We start from the raw sequence: 18,138 nt of genomic DNA, 5'->3' as shown, positions 1-18,138 counted from the left end.
TGCAGACCTTTCGTCATGGCCTCCTACCTTTCTTTCGGGCCTTACTGGCCGAATGTATCAGCGCCCCTCCATATGGGACGCTGCTTGCTGACAGCTCTAGTTATATCCAATTTCCACCCGCAATTCCACCTCGCCCCCGAACGGTCAGCAAAGTACGATGAACGGTATATCGCATATGATTTCCCATGATGCACTTCAGTTTCGTAAAGCAGATTTTCCTAGGTAAACGTTATTTTTCTAAGAAATCAAGATTGAACACTCAAAGTTATCCATGATTCAAAATTGCATAGCAAAAACGGTTTTCTGCATATATATGACGCTTGTCCTCGATTCGACCTACATTCGATTATATTCAGCTTGCTATCATTCTTATTCATACATTCTCACCAGTTGAGTGAGGATATAGATCGCTTACTCAAAGCACCGGACGTAAGTGCTTCGGCTCGTCAGCGTTAGAAGTAGGTAAAGATACCGTTCGCGCGATACGCCCGTGCCATAGGTCGACTAAATTGAGACAATAGAGAACAGTGTTAGGCTACCGTCCCCTGTAGGGACTGAACGGACAGATGCATATGCCGAGCAAAATCGAAAAGAAGCAAGCCGCCGCAAAGCTGCGCAAACCGCCGCGCGACTTCTCGTATACGCAGAACCGAGAGCTCAGCTGGCTACGCTTTGATAACCGCGTGCTTGACGAGGCATTCGACGAGACCGTTCCTTTGTTCGAGCGTCTAAAGTTCGTGTCGATCTTCGAGTCCAACCTCGATGAGTTTCTCATGGTGCGCGTGGGCGGCCTGTCCGACCTGGCAGAGCTCAAAAAACAGCCTGTCGATAACAAGAGCAATATGACCGCCTCCGAACAGGTCGATGCCGTCATGGCCGAAATGCCCGGGCTCCTTACCCGTTGGGAGTCCATCTTCAAGAGCATCGAGGGCAAACTCGACGCCCTGGGCGTTCACCGCGCTCGCGTCGATTCGCTTACGCCCGAGGAGCGCACCTTTGTCACCCGCTACTTCCAGGCCTACGTGTCGCCGGTCATCTCGCCGTTGGTCATTGACCCGCGCCACCCCTTCCCCAACCTGCGCAACGGCGCACTCTATCTAGCTTGCGGACTGGACGGTGTCACGGACGAGGAAAGTCTGCTGGGCCTCATCGAGATTCCCGCCTCGATGAACCGCGTGGTCGAGATTCCCTCGCCCGCCGGCACCTACTCCTACATCTTGCTCGAGGACGTCATTCTTGCCTGCTTGGACAGCTGCTTTGGCTCCTATAAGCCGCTCGACCGCGCTCTGATCCGCGTCACCCGCAATGCCGATATCGACCCGGACGGCGAGGGCGTCGAGGAGGAAGAGGATTACCGCCAGCACATGAAGCGCATCCTCAAAAAGCGCTTGCGCCTGCAGCCGGTGGTGCTTGCCGTCTCCGGTTCGCTCGAGAAGGCGACGCTCAAGACCATCCGCAAAGCGCTTGAGCTTTCGCGCCGCTCGGTTTTTACCTGCGATATCCCGCTCGACCTGGACTACGTCTTTGGCATCGAGGGCAAAATTCCCGAGCACCTGCGCAACGAGCTCCTCTTTACGCCGTTTAAGCCGCAGCCCAACCCCACCATCGACATGTCCCGCTCCATTCGCGAGCAGGTGCTGCAGGGCGACAAGTTGCTCTTTTACCCCTACGAGGCCATGAATCCGTTCCTGGACCTGGTACACGAGGCCGCCTACGACCCCGAGTGCATCTCGCTGCGCATCACGCTCTACCGCGTGGCCAAGCAGAGTCGTCTGTGCGAGTCGTTGATTGACGCCGCCGAGAACGGCAAAGAGGTCACGGTGCTCATGGAGCTCCGCGCGCGCTTTGACGAGCAAAATAACATCGAGTGGGCAGAGCGTCTGGAAGAAGCGGGCTGCACCGTTATCTATGGCTCCGAGGGCTTTAAATGCCACTCAAAGATCTGCCAGCTCACCTATCGCGAGGGCATGGCGCTCACCCGACTCACGCTTTTGGGCACCGGTAACTTTAACGAGAAGACGGCCAAGCTCTACAGCGACTTTATGCTCATGACCGCCCATCCCGGGATCGGCGAAGACGCCAACCTGTTCTTCCGCAACCTGTCGCTGGGCAACCTGCGCGGCGACTACCGCTTTTTGGGCGTGGCGCCCGTCGGCCTTAAGCCACTCATCATGCGCGGTCTGGACCGCGAGATCCAACGCGCTCTCGCCGGCGAGCCCGCGCGCGTATTCTTTAAGCTCAACTCGTTGACTGACCGCGAGGTCATCGACAAGATCGCCGAGGCATCGTGTGCCGGTGTGCGCGTGGACATGATCATCCGCGGCATCTCGTGCCTGAAGCCCAACATTGCGGGCAAGACCGAAAACGTGCACGTACGTTCTATCGTCGGACGCTTCTTGGAGCACGCGCGCGTCTATGCCTTCGGCGTGGACTCGGACATGATCTACCTGAGCTCTGCCGACATGATGACGCGCAACACCGAGCATCGCGTAGAGATCGCCTTCCCCGTGCTCGACCCCACCTGCCGCGCGCTGGTGCACGAGTACATGGGCGTGCAGCTGCGCGACAACGTGAAGGCACGCAGCCTGACGAGCGACGGCACCTGGGTTCCCGTAGAGCGAAAAGAGGGTGAGAAGCCCTTTAACTCGCAGGAGTTCCTGTTGGAGCGCGCTTATCGCAACGCCGAGTCCGCAGCCGTGGCTTCGGAGCCCGTCGCCAAAGCAAAACCGGAATCCGCACCTGTTCTGGGCCCCAAGCCCAAGCCCCAGGCGGACGTTCCCAAGGTCCAGAAGGTCCAGGCAACCGTCATTGAACCCGACCTGGAATCCGAACCTGAGCCTGCGCCCCAGCCCCAGCCCCAGCCTCGGCCGCAGACCGTCAAGTCCGCGCCCCATGCAAGCGCCCGCCGCGAGAAACCCGCCGGCAAGACCAAGGCCATCGAGCGCCATCGCCCCGGCCGCGTGCGTATGGGTCTGGGCCTGATCGGCTTAGGCCTTAAGACGCTCATTACCGGCAAGACGAAATAGACGTTTGTAGAAGCGCCCCGTATTTGAGGAATGCCTCAGGTACGGGGCGCTTTTCCCTGCTACCATGGTTGCGGACAACAACGCGAATGACAGGCAGGAATATGAAGCTCACCATAGAATCGATGACGTATGGCGCCGATGGTCTGGCGCACGCCGACAACGGCAAGGCCGTATTTGTGCAGGGCGCCGTGGCGGGCGATACCGTCGAGGTCGAAATCGTGCAGGACGGCAAGTCGTTTATGCGCGCCCGCGCCACCGAGATTCTTGAGCCGAGCCCCGATCGAATTCAGCCTCCCTGCCCCTTCGTGGGCGTCTGCGGTGGCTGCTCGTGGGGCAATCTCTCGCGCACCGCTCAGCTTGCCGCCAAGGAGCAAAACCTGCGCTCCACGCTCGAGCGCATCGGCAAGTTCACCCCTGAGCAAGTCGACGAGCTGGTGCAGCCCATCCGCCACACCAAGGACGATTGGGGCTACCGCAATAAAATTGAGCTCGAACCGACCGTCGTTAACGGCCGCGTTCGTCTTGGCATGCACGGCGTCGATCCCAGCAAGATCGTGACCGTCGATTCGTGCCCGCTGTTCGATAAGCGTTTTCCCAAGGCGCTCAAATCGGTCGTCGGCGCGCTTAACTATCTGAGCGGCAGCCACGACCTGGGCTTGGAGCGCGTGGGCATTCGCGCCTCGCGTCGCACCAAAGCGCTCGAGGTCGCGCTCTGGACGCCCACGGGCTCGTTCCCGCGCTCGCAAGTCTCGCGCGTGCTGGCGGACGCCGCACACCCCACGAGCATAGTGCGCGTTATGAGCAAGGGTGAGAAGAAGGCCCGCCGCGTCTCCAAGGTTGAGATGCTCGCCGGTGAGGGCTCGTGGACCGAGAACATCGCTGACGGCCAGATGCGCCTGTCCGCCCCATCGTTTTTCCAAGTCAATACCAAGGGCGCCGAGATTTTGATTGAGCTCGTTATGGACGCCCTCGACCCGCAGGAAGACGAGCTGGCCGTGGACCTGTACTGCGGTGCCGGTACCTTTACCCTGCCGCTCGCCCGCCGCTGCGACTTTGTTGCCGCCGTCGAGGCCTACGGTCCGGCCGTGCGCGACCTGCGCCGTAACCTCGAGATCAACAAACTCGACAACGTCGACGTCATCGGCGGCGATGCCGTGCGCGAGTTCCCCGATCAGGACGCCGATGTCCTGGTGGTCGACCCGCCGCGTGCAGGCCTCGCCCCCGAGGCGATCGACCTTATCGCCAGCACGAGTGCTCGCGATGTCGCCTACGTGAGCTGCGACCCGGCCACCCTGGCGCGCGATCTCAAACGCTTTGTCGAAGAAGGCACCTTCTCCCCCGTAAAGATCACGCCAGTCGACCTGTTCCCGCAAACCTTCCACTGCGAAACCGTCGTCCACCTCAAGCGCAACTAACCCAACTGCTCGAACCCACCGCCCAAATGATTTTTCTGGGACGGGGATTTAATAATCATTCGGTACACAATGATTATTAAATCCCCGTCCCAGAAAAATCATTTGAGAATGGGGCATGGCAAGCATGAGTCTTCGGGGTATAAGACGGCTAATTGTATGCCGCCCTATGAAAGGAACCCTCATGCCCAGCGTTGCCGTTCTCGCCGCCGATGGCTTTGAAACTATTGAATGCCTGACCATGGTCGATGTCATGCGTCGCGGCGGCGTGCGTGCCACGCTCGTCTCGATCATGCCCACGCGTGAGGTCGTAAGCTCGCTGCAGATCCCCGTGACCTGCGATGCGCTCTTTGATGAGATCAATTTTGACGAGTACGACTGCGTCGTGCTGCCCGGCGGCCTGCCCGGTGCCACCAACCTGCGCGCCGATCAGCGCGTCTGCGACGTGGTCTGCGAGTTCGCTGCGACCAAGCACGTCGCCGCCATCTGCGCCGCCCCGTTTATCCTGGGTGAGCTCGACCTGCTCGAGGGGCGCCACGCCACTTGCTTCCCTGGCTTTGAGAAAAGCTTCCCCGAGGGCGCCTATACCGGCGAGAAGGTTACGCAAGACGGCAACATCATCACCGCCAGCGGCATGGCCCAGTCGCTCCCCTTTGCGCTTGAGCTGCTGCGCACGCTCGCCGGCGACAAGGCCGTCGAGAAGGTTGCCGAGGGCATTCAGCTATGATTTTGGCTTCGCAATCACCGCGCCGCATCGAGTTGATGCGCGAAGCGGGCTATGACATTCGCGTGATTCCAGCAGATATCGACGAGACGCCTTTTGATGGCGAAGCTCCGCTTACGCTCGTCGAGCGCCTGGCACGTGCCAAAGCCGCTGCCGTCGCCGCTGAACACGCCGAGCCCAACGAGCTGACCGTCGCTGCCGATACTATCGTCACGTTTGACGGTAGAATTTTGGGCAAGCCCGCAAATGAGGACGAGGCGCGTACCATGCTCCGTGAGCTTTCGGGCCGCACGCACCAGGTCGCAACCGGCGTCTGCATCGTTAAGGCAGGCGACACGGCCGCCCCGCATGCCGCCGAGAGCCTATCCTTTGTCGATGTGACCGACGTGACATTCTACGAGCTCACCGACGAGCAGATCGAGCACTACGTCGCCTCGGGTGAGCCCATGGACAAGGCCGGCGCCTACGGCATTCAGGGCACAGGAGGACGCATGCTCGTGCATGACATATCGGGCGACTTCTATAACGTGGTGGGCCTACCCATCGCTCGCGTCGCGCGCGCGATTCAAAAACTCTCGTAATTGCACCTGGCGCTGGGTATCCCCCAGCGCCTACAATTTTGGCGTACCGTACGGATCCCGACCGGGCACATGGCGCGGCGGAAAACCGATAGGAGTTAATCATGGATACACTGCTCGAGGCCATTGACGTCTGCGATGTCGATGGCTTTTGCTATGGCAACTATACGGACGAGGAGGCCGGCACCGGTTGCACCGTAATCGTGGCACCCGAGGGCGCCGCCGGCGGCGTTGACGTTCGCGGCGGTGCTCCAGCATCGCGCGAAACCGACCTGCTGCGACCCGAGAACACCGTCGACAAGGTCCACGCCGTCTGCCTTTCGGGCGGATCGGCCTTTGGTCTGGAGGCCGCAAGCGGCGTCGCCCGCGAGCTCGAGAGCCGCGGCATCGGCCTTCCCGTCGGCCCCACGCAGGTGCCTATCGTGTGCTCCAGCTGTATCTTCGATCTTGCCTATGGCGACCCCACCGTGCGCCCCGACATTGAGGCCGGCATCGCCGCCGTGCGCGAAGCACTCGACAACACCCCCACCAAGCTCGAGCAGGGCAACGTAGGCGCCGGCACGGGCGCTACCGTGGGTAAACTCATGGGCCCCGCTACCTGCATGAAGGCCGGCCTTGGCGCTGCCGCTTTGGCGCTCGGCCCCATCAAGGTGGGCGCCGTGGTCTCGGTCAACGCCTGCGGCAACGTTGTCGACCCCTTCACCGGCGAGTGGGTCGCCGGTATGCGCGCCGCAGCCGATAGCGACCAGATCGTCGACATGGAACTCGCAGCCTTTGCCGCCGCCGGATCCATGCAGATGCCGCTCGACCGCACCAACACCACTATCAGCTGCATCGTCACCAACGTGGAGCTCACCAAGGCCCAGGCCACCAAGGTCTCCCAGATGGCAGCAGACGCCTACGCGCACGCCATTCGCCCCACGCATACCACCAACGACGGCGACACCATCTACACCCTCGCCAGTGGCAAACTGGGCGCCCAGGCAAGCGCCGCCATTCCCCTAGACCTGCTGGGCATGCTCGCCGTAAGGGCGCTGGAAACCGCAATCGTAAACGGAGCCAAAACCGCCAAAACCTCCCACGGCATCCCCGGTGCCGCCAAGTAAACCAGCTCGTCCGGTTGCCCGGTGGGTCTTGGTTATGTTTGCTGCTCTACAGTCCCATGCAAAGAAGGCCACATTAAGTGGCCTTCTTTGCATGCGGAACTCGCGACAAGCGTAATGTCCGCCCGCCTCCGACCGACTACCAACCCAATTATTTACTGCCTAGGCACCTTTGTACCGCGCGTCGAAGATCTTCAAATTCAGGCAGTCTGACAATCGATTCTTATAGCAGAGGCCCCTTGGCCTTTAGTTTGATACAAGTTCCGCACGAGCCGGAAAGCACTTAATGTGCTTTCCGTGCGAGCAGGACTGTTCGCAGTAGCAAACTAAAGGCCAAGGGGCCCAGTCAACCTATCAGCAGCGATTACTCAGCAGTTAGTTGAATTTGAAGATCTTTGAGGCAAGACGGTATATGCCGATTGTGGTTTTGTCCCCGGCCCGTCCGCGCAGGTTGGTAAAGAAGCCGACCACGCCGTAGCGCGCACGACGATACATGCGCTCGTCGTAGGACTTCAAATCGCCCCACAGCGTCTTCAGACGCTCATCGGCACAATCCTCATCGGAAAGCTTGGTAAGCACCGAGCAAATCGCCATCATCATGGTGAAATAGCCCATCATGTACGAGCGCAGACGCGACGACTCAACATCGCTGTACAGGTGGAACGATTCCATCATGATGCGCGTAACGCGGAACTGCTGGTCCAGGCGTTTAACCATCGTCGCCTCGTTGACGCTCTGGCCCTCGCGACCGATAAAGTAGCGGTAGAGGTCGATGTCGGCGTAATAGATAGTCTTGCAACGCGGCAGCGGCACGTAGGCGTAGATGTTGTCCACATAGAACGTGTGCGGCGGCATGGGAAGGTTGGACTCGCGCAGTACATCCGTGCGATAGCACAGGCTGTGCATGAGTAGGTTCTGGTCCAGGCGGAAATGACCGATCTGGTCCCAGGTAAAGATCTTTTTGCGCGGCAGGGCAAACTTGTAACCGATAGCGGTATGCGTGCCCTCGTAAACCTTCTCGTACACGTAGTTCGAGATAAACAGGTCCACGCGCTGGTCGCGCTCCTCAAAACCGCGCATGATCGAAAGCATGGTCGAAAGGGCAGCGCCGTCGAGCCAGTCGTCCGAGTCGACAACCTTGTAATAGGTGCCCTGCGCCTCGCGCAAGCCCGAAAGGACGGCGATACCGTGGCCGCCGTTCTCCTGATGCACCGCGCGGATAATGCCGGGGTAACGCGCCTCCCACTCGTCGGCTTTAGCGGCCGTCTCGTCCTTGGAACCGTCATCGACGATGATGATCTCGATATCGGTGGCGTAATTGCTCCCCTCCAGAATAGAGGTGATGCAATGGTCCATGTCCTTGGCGGCGTTATACGAGGGAATACCGAATGTAATAACTTTATGCATGGCAGGCGATAATCTCATCCGATAGGTCGAGGGCGGAGTTGGTCACAGCATCCATATCGTAGTAGCGATACTCGGCCAGGCGACCAACTGGGTGGAAGTTCGTCAGGTTCTGGACGCGCTCAAGATAGCGCTCGTAGAGCTCACGGTTCTCGGGCTCCAGGATGGCGTAATACGGCGTCTCGCCCGAGCCGGGCGTATAGGCCTTGGAGTACTCCTTCATGATGGTGGTCTTGCCGGGCAGGACCTGACCGGTCATGTTCTTGAACTCGGTGATACGCGTGTAATCCTCGCTCGTGGTGTAATTGACGGTGCCCACGGGCTGGAACTGGTCCATATCGAGCGTCTCGAACTTCATATCGAGCGTACGGTACGGCAGAGCGCCCAGGTCGAGGTTGAACAGCTCATCGAGCGGACCGGTATAGACGATCTCGCCGCCATAGACCTTACCGTCGATCTTGACGGTGGTCTCGTCGATTTCAAAGAGGTCACGGGCGTCTACGTCACAGAACACGTCGATCAGATCGTGATCGAGCATATGCTCGAACAGCGCGGTATAGCCGTCCTGCGGCATGCCCTGGAAAGGAGCCTGCGGGAAGTAGCGGTCATCGTCGCCCACAAAGACGGGAACGCGGCCGGTGATCGAGGGATCGATCTGGTCGGGTGTCTGGCCCCACTGCTTCATGGTGTAATGCAAAAAGACGTTCTCGTAGACGTAATCAGCGACCTCGGCCAAGTCGGGGTCGTTCTTCTTACGCAGCTCCATAATGGGCACCTTGACATCCTTGCCAAAGGTCTCCACGAGCTTCTGATACAGCTCCTCGCCGCGCTCGTCACCAAAGGCGAGTTTGAGACTCGCATGGTTGAAGGGCACGGGCATAAGGGTGCCGTTGATGTTGGCGAGCACCTTGTGCTGATAATCCGTCCACTTGGTAAAGCGCGACAGGAAATTGTGCACGCGCTCGTTAAAGGTGTGATAGATATGCGGACCGTACTCGTGGATCAGGATTCCGGCCTCGTCAGTGCAGTCATAGGCATTGCCCGCAATGTGGCTACGGCGCTCCAAAACGGCAACACGATAGCCGATGGTCTCGGCAAGACGGCGGGCGCAAACGGCACCGGCATATCCAGCACCGACGACAATCATGTCGTACGCGCCGGCGTTAAAGCCTTCAGGCAGGCCTGAGGTAATCTGCATCGATACTCCTTGTCAAAAGCCACGGGCTCGTTAGCTGGGCTTTTCTCGAACATTCTTCGAGACATATTTATCAGAGCGATTATAGCGCTAATGCGTCCTATAATGAGCTTGCCACACAAGGAAAGCTCAAGCACCGCGGCGTACAAATTTGAAAGGTAAACCCGCTAGCAGCGGGTTTATTCGTGAACAGCCGGGCGCCTGGAGCTTAGTGAAACGCTTGTAAGGAGTAACATGAGCGATTTCCTTAACCGTATGAAGTCTGCCGCCAAGGCCGACCTTAAGACGATCGTCCTGCCCGAGGGCGAGGATCCGCGCACCATCGTCGCGGCCACCAAGATCATCGAGGAGGGCCTGGCAAAGATCGTCATCCTGGGCAACCCCGACGAGATCAACGTTCCCGGCGCCACCGTCATCGATCCGCGCAATGCCGAGAAGCACGAGGAGTATGCGCAGAAGTTTGCCGAGCTCCGTGCCAAGAAGGGTGTCACCATCGAGCAGGCTCGCGCCCAGGTGATGGACGCCACCTACTTTGGCACCATGATGGTCAAGATGGGCGACGCCGACGGCTTGGTCTCCGGCGCCTGCCACTCCACCGCCGACACCCTGCGCCCCGCGCTGCAGATCCTCAAGACCGCCCCGGGCACCAAGCTGGTCTCGGCCTTCTTCGTGATGTGCACCGACACCCCGCAGTTCGGCACCGACGGTACGCTGATCTTCGCCGACTGCGGCCTCAACATCAACCCGTCCTCCGACGAGCTCTCCGAGATCGCCATCGCCTCCGCTCACTCCTGGTCCACTTTTATGAGCAGCGTCGAGCCGCATGTGGCCATGCTCTCCTACTCCACCATGGGCTCCGCCGGCGGCGAGGTCGCCAAGAAGGTCCAAGAGGCCGTGAAGTTCTGCAAGGAGAAGGCCCCCGAGCTCGCCATCGATGGCGACCTTCAGCTTGACGCCGCCATCGTTCCCACCGTCGCCCAGCTCAAGGCTCCCGGCTCCTCCGTTGCCGGCAAGGCCAACGTGCTTGTGTTCCCCGACCTCGAGGCCGGCAACATCGGCTACAAGCTGGTCCAGCGCTTCGCCGGCGCCGACGCTTACGGCCCTATCCTGCAGGGCATTGCCAAGCCGGTTAACGACCTTTCGCGCGGCTGCTCTGCCGACGACATCGTGGGTGTCGTGGCCATCACCGCCGTCCAGGCTCAGATGGCTGAGTAGCGGACGTATCCCCTCGGGACCCCACAGGGTAAAGCTCTGAAAACGTCCTCGGACATGTCGGAAGCCCCCGCTGCGCACTACGTGCGGCGGGGGCTTCCTCCGTCCTGCGGGATGTTTTCAGAGCCTTACCCTGTGGGGTCCCTGCCGCTACGTGATATTCAGGGAATCTGGAATGGACGGCGGCTTGGCTACGAGCTGGAGCTGAGGATCTGAATGCATGGGTGACGTTGCTGAGGGCGTATGTGTTTGGAATCGATCACTTTGGATCTGAGCGGCAAAGCTTGGGTCGTCGTCCTTCTGCCAACAAAAAGGCCTCCGGAGCCGTTTGCTCTGGAGGCCTTTCATTCAATTGCAAATGAGCGCTAGTTGTTCTTGGTCAGGCGCTCGACGTCGTGGGCGATCATGTATTCCTCGTCGGTGGGGATGACCATAACCGTGACGGAAGAGCCGGCGGCGCTGATGACCTGCGGGCCGTTGCCCACGGCCTCGCGGTTCTTGTTGTTGTCGATACGCACGCCCAGCCACTCAAAGCAGTCGCAGAAGGCCTTGCGGATCGACCAGTCATTCTCGCCGATGCCGGCGGTAAAGGTAATGGTGTCCACGCCCGCCATGGAGGCGATCATGGAACCGGCCTGCTGCATGGCCTTATAGGCGAACATATCGAAGGCGAGCAGGCAGCGCTCGTCACCCTCGGAGGCGCGCGTACGGATGTCGCGGGCGTCGTTGGAGATGCCCGAGATGGCAAGCAGACCAGACTGCTTGTTCATCATGTCGTCGACTTCCTGGTAGCTGTAGCCGCCCTCGCGCTGCAGGTAGCACACGGTAGCCGGGTCAATGGAACCGCAACGGGTGCCCATCATCAGACCGTCAAGCGGCGTGAGGCCCATCGTGGTATCGCGGCACACACCGTCCTCGATGGCGGCAAGCGAGGCGCCGTTGCCCAGATGGCATGAAAGCAGACGGTGGCAGCGCGCACCCAGGATCTCCTTGGCCATCATCCACTCGTAACGGTGGCTCGTACCGTGCGCGCCATATTTGCGCACGTGGTACTTGTCGCACACGTCCTTGGGCAGGGCGTAGGTGTAGGCGACCTCGGGCATGGTCATGTGGAACGAGGTGTCGAAGACGGCCACATTGGGCAGCTCCGGATACTTCTCGCGGCAATATTCGATTGCCGCGGCCTCGCCGTAATTGTGCAGCGGGGCGAGCGGGGCCACCTCAAGGATCTTAGCCATGACCTCATCGTCGACGACCGCGGAATCATCGAAATGCCAGCCACCCTGAACGATACGGTGGCCGATGCCATCGATCGTAAAGTCGGTCTTCTCGAGCTCCTCGAGTACGCGCGCAATGGCCGAGCGATGATCGGGGAAGGGAACCTCTTCGGTCTGCTTGGCGCCACCGTTCTCGGCGTGACCAAAGATGCCCATGTCCGAGCCGATACGCTCGCAGTTGCCCTTGGCGAAAACCTCGCGGGTATCGGTATCCAAGAGCTGATATTTAAGGCTTGAGCTGCCGGCGTTAACAACAAGTACGTTCATGAGACTCCTTTGCAGTGCAATACGGTCGGCATGCCCCTTAAGGCGGCCGTATGTTAATAAGAAGTTATCACAGCTTGATAAATAGCTATCATGCATATCGCCCAACGAGCGCAAAAGAGGGGCCAAACGGCATGTTGCTGTCCAGCCCCTCCCCTCTTGCAACTACTTGGCGTTGACGATGCGCTCGACGTCGGAAGCGATCATGAACTCCTCGTCCGTGGGGATGACAAAAATCTTGACCTTGGAATCCTTGGCGGACAGGCACCAAGCGCCGTCGCCGCGCAGGGCATTGCGGGCATGATCCATCTTGACGCCCATAAAAGCCAGACGATCGGCCACGCCGGCGCGAACGGCCGGAGCGTGCTCACCGATGCCAGCAGTAAAGACCAGGGTGTCCATGCCACACATGGAGGTGGCCATCTCAGCGGCCTTGGCGGCAATCTTGTAGACGAACATATCGAAGGCGAGCTGAGCCTCGGGGTCGCCAGCGGCGGCGAGCTCCTCGACGTTACGACAGTCGTTGGTCTTGTCGCCAGTCACGGCCATGAGGCCGGACTTCTTGTTCATCATCTCGTCGACCTCGTCAAAAGTGTAGCCACCCTCGCGCTGCAGGTAGCACACGGTAGCCGGGTCGATAGAACCGCAGCGGGTACCCATCATGACGCCGTCGAGCGGCGTCAAGCCCATGGTGGTGTCCATGCACTTGCCGTCCTCGATGGCGCACAGAGAAGCGCCGGAGCCAATGTGGCACACGACGACCTTGCGAGCCTCGCCGTTGGTCATCTCGGCGACCTTCTTGGAGATGTAACGGTAGCTGGTGCCGTGAGCGCCATACTTGCGGATGTGCAGCTTGTCGCAGACGTCCTTGGGCAGGGCGTAAGTGCGGGCGACCTCGGGCATGTTGAAGTGGAAAGCGGTGTCGTAGACCGTGACGTTGGGCAGGTCGGGATACTGCTCCAGGCAGTACTCGATAACATTAGCCTCGGGGTTGTTGTGCAGCGGGGCGAGCGGGGCAACCTCGCGGATCTTGGCGAGAACGTCCTCGTCGACGAGGGAGGAATCGCCAAAGTACCAGCCGCCCTGAACGATGCGGTGGCCGATGCCCTCAATCTTGACGCCGTTGGCCTCGAGGTCCTTCAGGACGACCTCGATGGCGACCTTGTGGTCGGGGAACTCGATGTTCTCGGTCACCTTCTTGGAGCCGTTGGCAGCGTGGGTGAAGGTGCCGCCGGTAAAGCAGACGCGCTCGCAGGAGCCCTTCGCGGACACCTTATGGGACTTGGTATCGATGACCTGATACTTAAGGGTCGAAGATCCCGCGTTGACGACCAGAACGTTCATGTGTCTCCCTACTAACAGGCGGTGTGGCGCCGCCAGGTTACATACGCATCAATAATAAACCTAAACGCCCTCGCGCTCGGGTTTATTGCGTTGATATATAAGTTATCGGTGCCTAAATACTCATGGCCTTTGACTTGTAAGACAAAATAGCGCGGGGATATACACCAGGGAAGAAATCCCGAGCGCAACAAGCAATACGACTCGAATGCCCGCAACGCTACTCAGCACAGAGTTGAGCAGATAGAAAAGAACAGCACCCACCGCCACCATCTGGCTTTGAACCGAAATCAGTGAACAGCGCATCGATGAATCGGCAGCATTTTGGAAAACTGAGTATTTGATTGGGGCAAACAACGAGTACGCAACCGTCTGCAGCACATAGAACACGGGCAGCAAATTAGCCGGAGCAAGGGGGATCAAAAACAAAGCTGTCAATACTAAGCGAATGATGCCGCAAATACGCGCAAAACGGCCCTTGTCGACATGAGCAATCACACTGGGCACAATAAGCCCCATGGAGGCCGAGGCAAGGAGCTGGACCGCAATGGTCACACCCGAACCGACGGCATTCATTCCGCGACCCGCAAGCAGCAGTGAGAAAAAGTCTTCCAGGGCGACAAAAGCAAATGCCTGAGAACAGTCCATGATGAACGCTGAACGAAGAATGCCATTACACGCAATAGCGGCACCGATCATCTTCGGGCTAATTCCACGCTCAGGTGCCCCCGCAGTGCCCCCTCTTCGCATCTCAGGAATGCAGACAACGACAACCAACGTCAACACCATTGCGATGATATCTGCCGAAAGACCAATGAGATATGCACCGACAGACGAAATGAAACCGCCCACGCAAGCGGAGATGGCATAAGAGGCATAGAAAACAAATCGCTCAACGACATTAAGTCTTACGAGCTGGTCCTGAGAGACGCTGTCAATGTAAATCGCTTCTATGGATCCGCTCAGACATGCAACGGCAAAACCTTTGAGAGCGAACGCACCGATTAAAAGCAGAGGGGAACGGACGAGAAGCAGGGCGGCGTAGTATCCAAGCATCCCCACGCCGCCAACGAGACCGCTTGTCTTTCGTCCAAACCTATCAGCAATATAGCCAGTGGGAACTTCGAGGATGAACTTACTCACTTGATATGCAATCATCATGCTAGAAATCGCCACCATCGAGAATCCGACGAATTCAAGGTAAACCGTCAGAAAATACAAAATGGTGCTGAAGTTCGACAGAAAAACGAACGTCATATAAAGCAAAACCGTACGGTTTTTCATGCTCCGCCCTCCAAGAGTCAGCAATCTAAATCGGAATCTTGGAAAAGCATGAGGGTAAAGCTGTCAGCTATGCGTTGCAGGGCGTCAACATTCACTTGACGACACGAGGCCAAATGGCCTCACGAAGCGAGATGACGCAATAGGTGAAGAAATACCGTCTGGTGTCGATCGGTCCAGGCATTTTGTCGATAGCAAAAGTAGATGGGCAAGGCTACGTCATGTGAGGCTTCAATGGAGCACTCGCTCACTTCCGATCCATCCGATGCGAGAGAAGAGCCAGAAAAACCCAATATCAATCCCCCGGCTTGAAGAAACTCAGCCTGCGCCCTGTTTTCGTATTCGACATCTCGGAAGCGAAAATTGACGAGCTGGGCTTCAGGGCATTGGTTAATCGCATTGAGACAGGGTGACAAATTAATGGGAACAGCGAGCCTGCCGCCCAGTAACTCACGAATGGTCATAGCGTCAACAGATTGATGACCCGCTGGGTATGAAAGAACCTTGAGCTCCTTTTCACCCAAATATTTTGAAGAAAGGACGCTGTCCCGTGGTTCCTCAAACGAGATAGCCGCGTCCGAAATGCCAAGCACAAGTGATTCAAAGCATGTTGCCGTTGGCTGATGCCACACATCAAGATGAATCTGAGGGTGCGAGCGTTCAAACGAGTCATACCAGTTTTCGGCAAAAAGGCGCCCCCGTCCATGAAGGCAGGGGGCGTAAAGACGGAAGTGGCCGTCGGGCGAGACGCCGTCGCCCCTCGATTGTGCGTACTTTTTGAGATCGTCGACTTGTGCCAGGATCACGCGTGCACGACGCGCAAATTCTCTGCCCGCCGGAGACAAAACAGCCTCCCCCGCCGATCGGTCGAGCAAAACAATCTGATACTCAGATTCCAACTTTTTGATTGCCGACGAAACGGCTTGCGGACTCACATGAACGGCGCGAGCTGCTTTGCGCACGCCGCCATAGTTCGCTACCGCTTGAAGGTATTCGAGTTGAGAAAGCTGCATAGATTACTCCAAAGGCAGCCAAGTCGACGGGCTACGCGCCCTCAGATGAGGTTCTCGCCCAGGTTTTTGCCGCCGAGGACATGCATGTGGAAGTGCATGACGGTCTGGCCGGCGTTGACACCCTTGTTGGAAATGACGCGGAAACCGTCCTCCAGACCCTTGGCCTTGGCGACCTCCTGGATGGCGTGAGCCATGGCGCCCATGGTCTCGGCGGGCACGTTGTCGGCGATATCGCTGTAGTGCTTCTTGGGGATCACGAGCGTATGGACCGGCGCCTGGGGGTTGAGGTCGTCAAAAGCGATGACCTGGTCGTCCTCATAGACAACGGTCGAGGGGATCTCGTGGTTGGCGATTTTGCAGAAAATGCAATCACACATGGTTGGTTCCTTTCTCACAGACCAAGGTAGTCTTTTTGGGACGGGGCTTTTTGACTACTTTTTCGCAAACGCAAGCGCTCGGCGAGCCGTCGCGCAAGGGTAGTCAAAAAAGCCCCGTCCCAAACAGACTACCCCAAAGCAGGCTGTAAGTTGGCTAGAACGAAAGGTTGTCGTCGGTGTTGGCGGCTTCGCCGTCGGCGAGCACGTCGTTGCCGTCGACGTCCTTAAGGAGCACCGAGACCTTCTGCTCGGCATCGGACAGGCGGGTGCGCAGGCTCTTGAGGAGCTCGACGCCGCGGGTGTAGCTCTCGAGCGACTCCTCGAGCTCCATGTCGCCCGACTCCAAGCTGCGGATGATGAGCTCCAGCTCTTGCGAAGCCTGCTTGTACGTAAGCTGCTCGACCGGGGTCTTCTCTGCCATATCTGTTTCCTTTCCTAAAGGTCTGTCACTGTGAAACGCGGCCTACTCAACCGCATCGACGGTTGCCGCCACGTTGCCGTCCGCCATGCGCACGCGGATAGCGTCACCAGGCTTAAACGTCTTAGCACTCGTAGCCACGCCGTCATCGCTGTACGCGATGGAGTAACCACGGGCGAGCACCTTGAGCGGCGACAGGGCGTCGAGCGAGGCCGCTGCACGGCCTAAGTCAGACGCAGGCTTGCTCAACATCGTGCGCCCTTGATGCTCCAGACGGGAGCTCGCGAGCGTGAGCGCATGGTGCTTGCCATCGAGCCCCGAGGTGCTTGCGACCAAGTGCTCGGGCAGGCGCTCATAGTTCGAACGGAACACCCCGACCGAGCGCGCAATGGCGCCCGACAGGCGGTCAGCGGTCAGGGCAAGCTCCGACTCGCGACGCTCAACCATAAACGTTGGATCGTTCAGGCACGGGCGGCACGCGGCCGCATCGAGCGCATCGCCCAAGCGCGCCGTATAGGTATCCCAGGCACGTCGACCACGCTGATCGAGCATCTCCAGATCGACCTGATCCGACCCGATTATCGAAGCCATCGCAGCACCTAGGCGCTGATGGCGCGTCTCGAGCACATCCTCCAGCTCTGTCATAGCCGGTGCCACGGATTCTGCCGCCGCCGTTGGCGTGGAGGCGCGACGGTCGCTCACCATATCGCAGATCGAGGTATCGGGCTCGTGGCCGATACCGGTCACCACAGGCACGGGACAGGCCGCCACCGCGCGAGCAAGCTCTTCGTCGTTAAAGGTCATAAGATCCTCGAAGGAACCGCCGCCACGCACGAGCAAAATGCAATCGGGCGCCGGCGTAATGGTGGCGGCGCGGCGCAAGCCTTCAATAAGCTCTGCTGGCGCACCCTCGCCCTGGACCTTGGCACCCACGCAAACGAGCTCGACAAGTGGGTTTCGACGGCGCAGCGTACGCTTGACGTCGTCGATCACGGCACCCGAAAGCGAGGTGACGACCGCCACGCGCGAGCAAAACACCGGAATGCGACGTTTGCGGGACTCGTCCATCAGCCCCTCGCGGCGCAGCTTTTCGGCTAACTGTGCCACCTGTTGACGCAGCAGGCCCTCCCCCGCCAGCGAGAACGAACGGGCGACAAAGCTCATACGGCCCGTGGGCTTATAGAGATTGAAGCTGCCCTTAAAGCTCACCTGCATACCATCGCGCAAATCGAAGGTGCGCTTAAGATAGGCACCCTTCCAGATGATGCAGTCGACGGCGGCCGAGTCGTCCTTGATCTGGAAGTAGCAGTGGCCGCTTCGGGCATTGGGGCCACGAAAGCCCGTGACCTCGCCTAAAACGCTCAGCTGCGGAATGGCATCGAGCGCACCGGCGGCGATCTCGACCGCCTGGCTCACGCTGAGCTCTTTACGCTCCTGCTCGTCCGACCCGTCAAACTCGGCGGAAACGGCATTGCCGGTTAGATTCCAGCCTGCCACGCAGCCTCCTTTCGTC

At 59.0% G+C, this 18,138-nt stretch carries 15 protein-coding genes; 6 read left to right on the top strand and 9 right to left on the bottom strand.

What is annotated here, in order from left to right:
* Nucleotides 1-572 precede the first annotated feature (572 nt).
* The 5 genes from ppk1 to DXD49_RS06360 all read left to right on the top strand — a co-directional run bounded on the left by ppk1 (nucleotide 573) and on the right by DXD49_RS06360 (nucleotide 6,846).
* Nucleotides 573-3,026, top strand: coding sequence for a polyphosphate kinase 1 (gene ppk1, locus DXD49_RS06380; protein WP_233541758.1), 2,454 nt, complete (start codon nucleotides 573-575; stop codon nucleotides 3,024-3,026).
* A gap of 86 nt (nucleotides 3,027-3,112) precedes the next feature.
* The gene (gene rlmD, locus DXD49_RS06375; protein ID WP_117794518.1) at nucleotides 3,113-4,441 is read left to right on the top strand and encodes a 23S rRNA (uracil(1939)-C(5))-methyltransferase RlmD; all 1,329 of its coding nucleotides are present in this window, start codon (nucleotides 3,113-3,115) and stop codon (nucleotides 4,439-4,441) included.
* A 181-nt stretch (nucleotides 4,442-4,622) separates the two neighbouring features.
* A complete protein-coding gene (locus tag DXD49_RS06370; protein WP_055287259.1) occupies nucleotides 4,623-5,165 on the top strand; it encodes a DJ-1 family glyoxalase III in 543 nt (180 codons plus the stop codon).
* Nucleotides 5,162-5,743 (top strand): nucleoside triphosphate pyrophosphatase, encoded by a 582-nt coding sequence (locus DXD49_RS06365; protein ID WP_117794517.1) that lies wholly within the window; start codon nucleotides 5,162-5,164, stop codon nucleotides 5,741-5,743. The genes DXD49_RS06370 and DXD49_RS06365 overlap by 4 nt, the downstream gene beginning before the upstream one ends.
* Before the next feature lie 101 nt (nucleotides 5,744-5,844).
* Entirely contained in the window at nucleotides 5,845-6,846 is a 1,002-nt protein-coding gene (locus tag DXD49_RS06360; RefSeq protein ID WP_117794516.1) for a P1 family peptidase, read from the top strand.
* A gap of 372 nt (nucleotides 6,847-7,218) precedes the next feature.
* Here the strand turns inward: DXD49_RS06360 and DXD49_RS06355 are convergent, their stop codons facing one another.
* The gene (locus DXD49_RS06355) at nucleotides 7,219-8,250 is read right to left on the bottom strand and encodes a glycosyltransferase family 2 protein (protein WP_117794515.1); all 1,032 of its coding nucleotides are present in this window, start codon (nucleotides 8,248-8,250) and stop codon (nucleotides 7,219-7,221) included.
* Nucleotides 8,243-9,445 carry a UDP-galactopyranose mutase gene (gene glf, locus DXD49_RS06350; protein ID WP_022094097.1) on the bottom strand — a complete coding sequence of 401 codons (1,203 nt, stop codon included), beginning with the start codon at nucleotides 9,443-9,445 and terminating at the stop codon, nucleotides 8,243-8,245. Before glf ends, DXD49_RS06355 begins: the two co-directional genes overlap by 8 nt.
* Before the next feature lie 231 nt (nucleotides 9,446-9,676).
* On the opposite strand from glf, the gene pta reads away from it, so the two are divergent.
* Nucleotides 9,677-10,657 carry a phosphate acetyltransferase gene (gene pta / locus DXD49_RS06345; protein WP_117735246.1) on the top strand — a complete coding sequence of 327 codons (981 nt, stop codon included), beginning with the start codon at nucleotides 9,677-9,679 and terminating at the stop codon, nucleotides 10,655-10,657.
* Between the two features lie 362 nt (nucleotides 10,658-11,019).
* Here pta and DXD49_RS06340 read toward each other — a convergent pair whose 3' ends face one another.
* From DXD49_RS06340 to xseA, 7 genes are all read right to left on the bottom strand, one after another.
* Nucleotides 11,020-12,198, bottom strand: coding sequence for an acetate/propionate family kinase (locus DXD49_RS06340; protein WP_117794514.1), 1,179 nt, complete (start codon nucleotides 12,196-12,198; stop codon nucleotides 11,020-11,022).
* A 162-nt stretch (nucleotides 12,199-12,360) separates the two neighbouring features.
* Nucleotides 12,361-13,539: an acetate/propionate family kinase gene (locus DXD49_RS06335; protein ID WP_117794513.1), complete on the bottom strand. Its 1,179-nt coding sequence runs from the start codon at nucleotides 13,537-13,539 to the stop codon at nucleotides 12,361-12,363.
* Between the two features lie 120 nt (nucleotides 13,540-13,659).
* Nucleotides 13,660-14,820 carry an MFS transporter gene (locus tag DXD49_RS06330; protein ID WP_117794512.1) on the bottom strand — a complete coding sequence of 387 codons (1,161 nt, stop codon included), beginning with the start codon at nucleotides 14,818-14,820 and terminating at the stop codon, nucleotides 13,660-13,662.
* Nucleotides 14,821-14,939: 119 nt separating this feature from the next.
* Nucleotides 14,940-15,830, bottom strand: a complete 891-nt coding sequence (locus DXD49_RS06325; protein WP_117743479.1) for a LysR family transcriptional regulator — start codon at nucleotides 15,828-15,830, stop codon at nucleotides 14,940-14,942.
* A 41-nt stretch (nucleotides 15,831-15,871) separates the two neighbouring features.
* The gene (locus DXD49_RS06320; protein ID WP_035137921.1) at nucleotides 15,872-16,207 is read right to left on the bottom strand and encodes a histidine triad nucleotide-binding protein; all 336 of its coding nucleotides are present in this window, start codon (nucleotides 16,205-16,207) and stop codon (nucleotides 15,872-15,874) included.
* A gap of 154 nt (nucleotides 16,208-16,361) precedes the next feature.
* Complete coding sequence (xseB, locus tag DXD49_RS06315; protein ID WP_006234311.1) at nucleotides 16,362-16,628, bottom strand: exodeoxyribonuclease VII small subunit; 267 nt, start codon at nucleotides 16,626-16,628, stop codon at nucleotides 16,362-16,364.
* Nucleotides 16,629-16,670: 42 nt separating this feature from the next.
* Nucleotides 16,671-18,122 carry an exodeoxyribonuclease VII large subunit gene (gene xseA, locus DXD49_RS06310; RefSeq protein ID WP_369831605.1) on the bottom strand — a complete coding sequence of 484 codons (1,452 nt, stop codon included), beginning with the start codon at nucleotides 18,120-18,122 and terminating at the stop codon, nucleotides 16,671-16,673.
* Between the last annotated feature and the right edge of the window lie 16 nt (nucleotides 18,123-18,138).

This window comes from Collinsella sp. TM05-38 (assembly GCF_003466445.1).
Taxonomy (GTDB): domain Bacteria; phylum Actinomycetota; class Coriobacteriia; order Coriobacteriales; family Coriobacteriaceae; genus Collinsella.
This window is presented reverse-complemented; position numbering and strand designations above follow the sequence as displayed.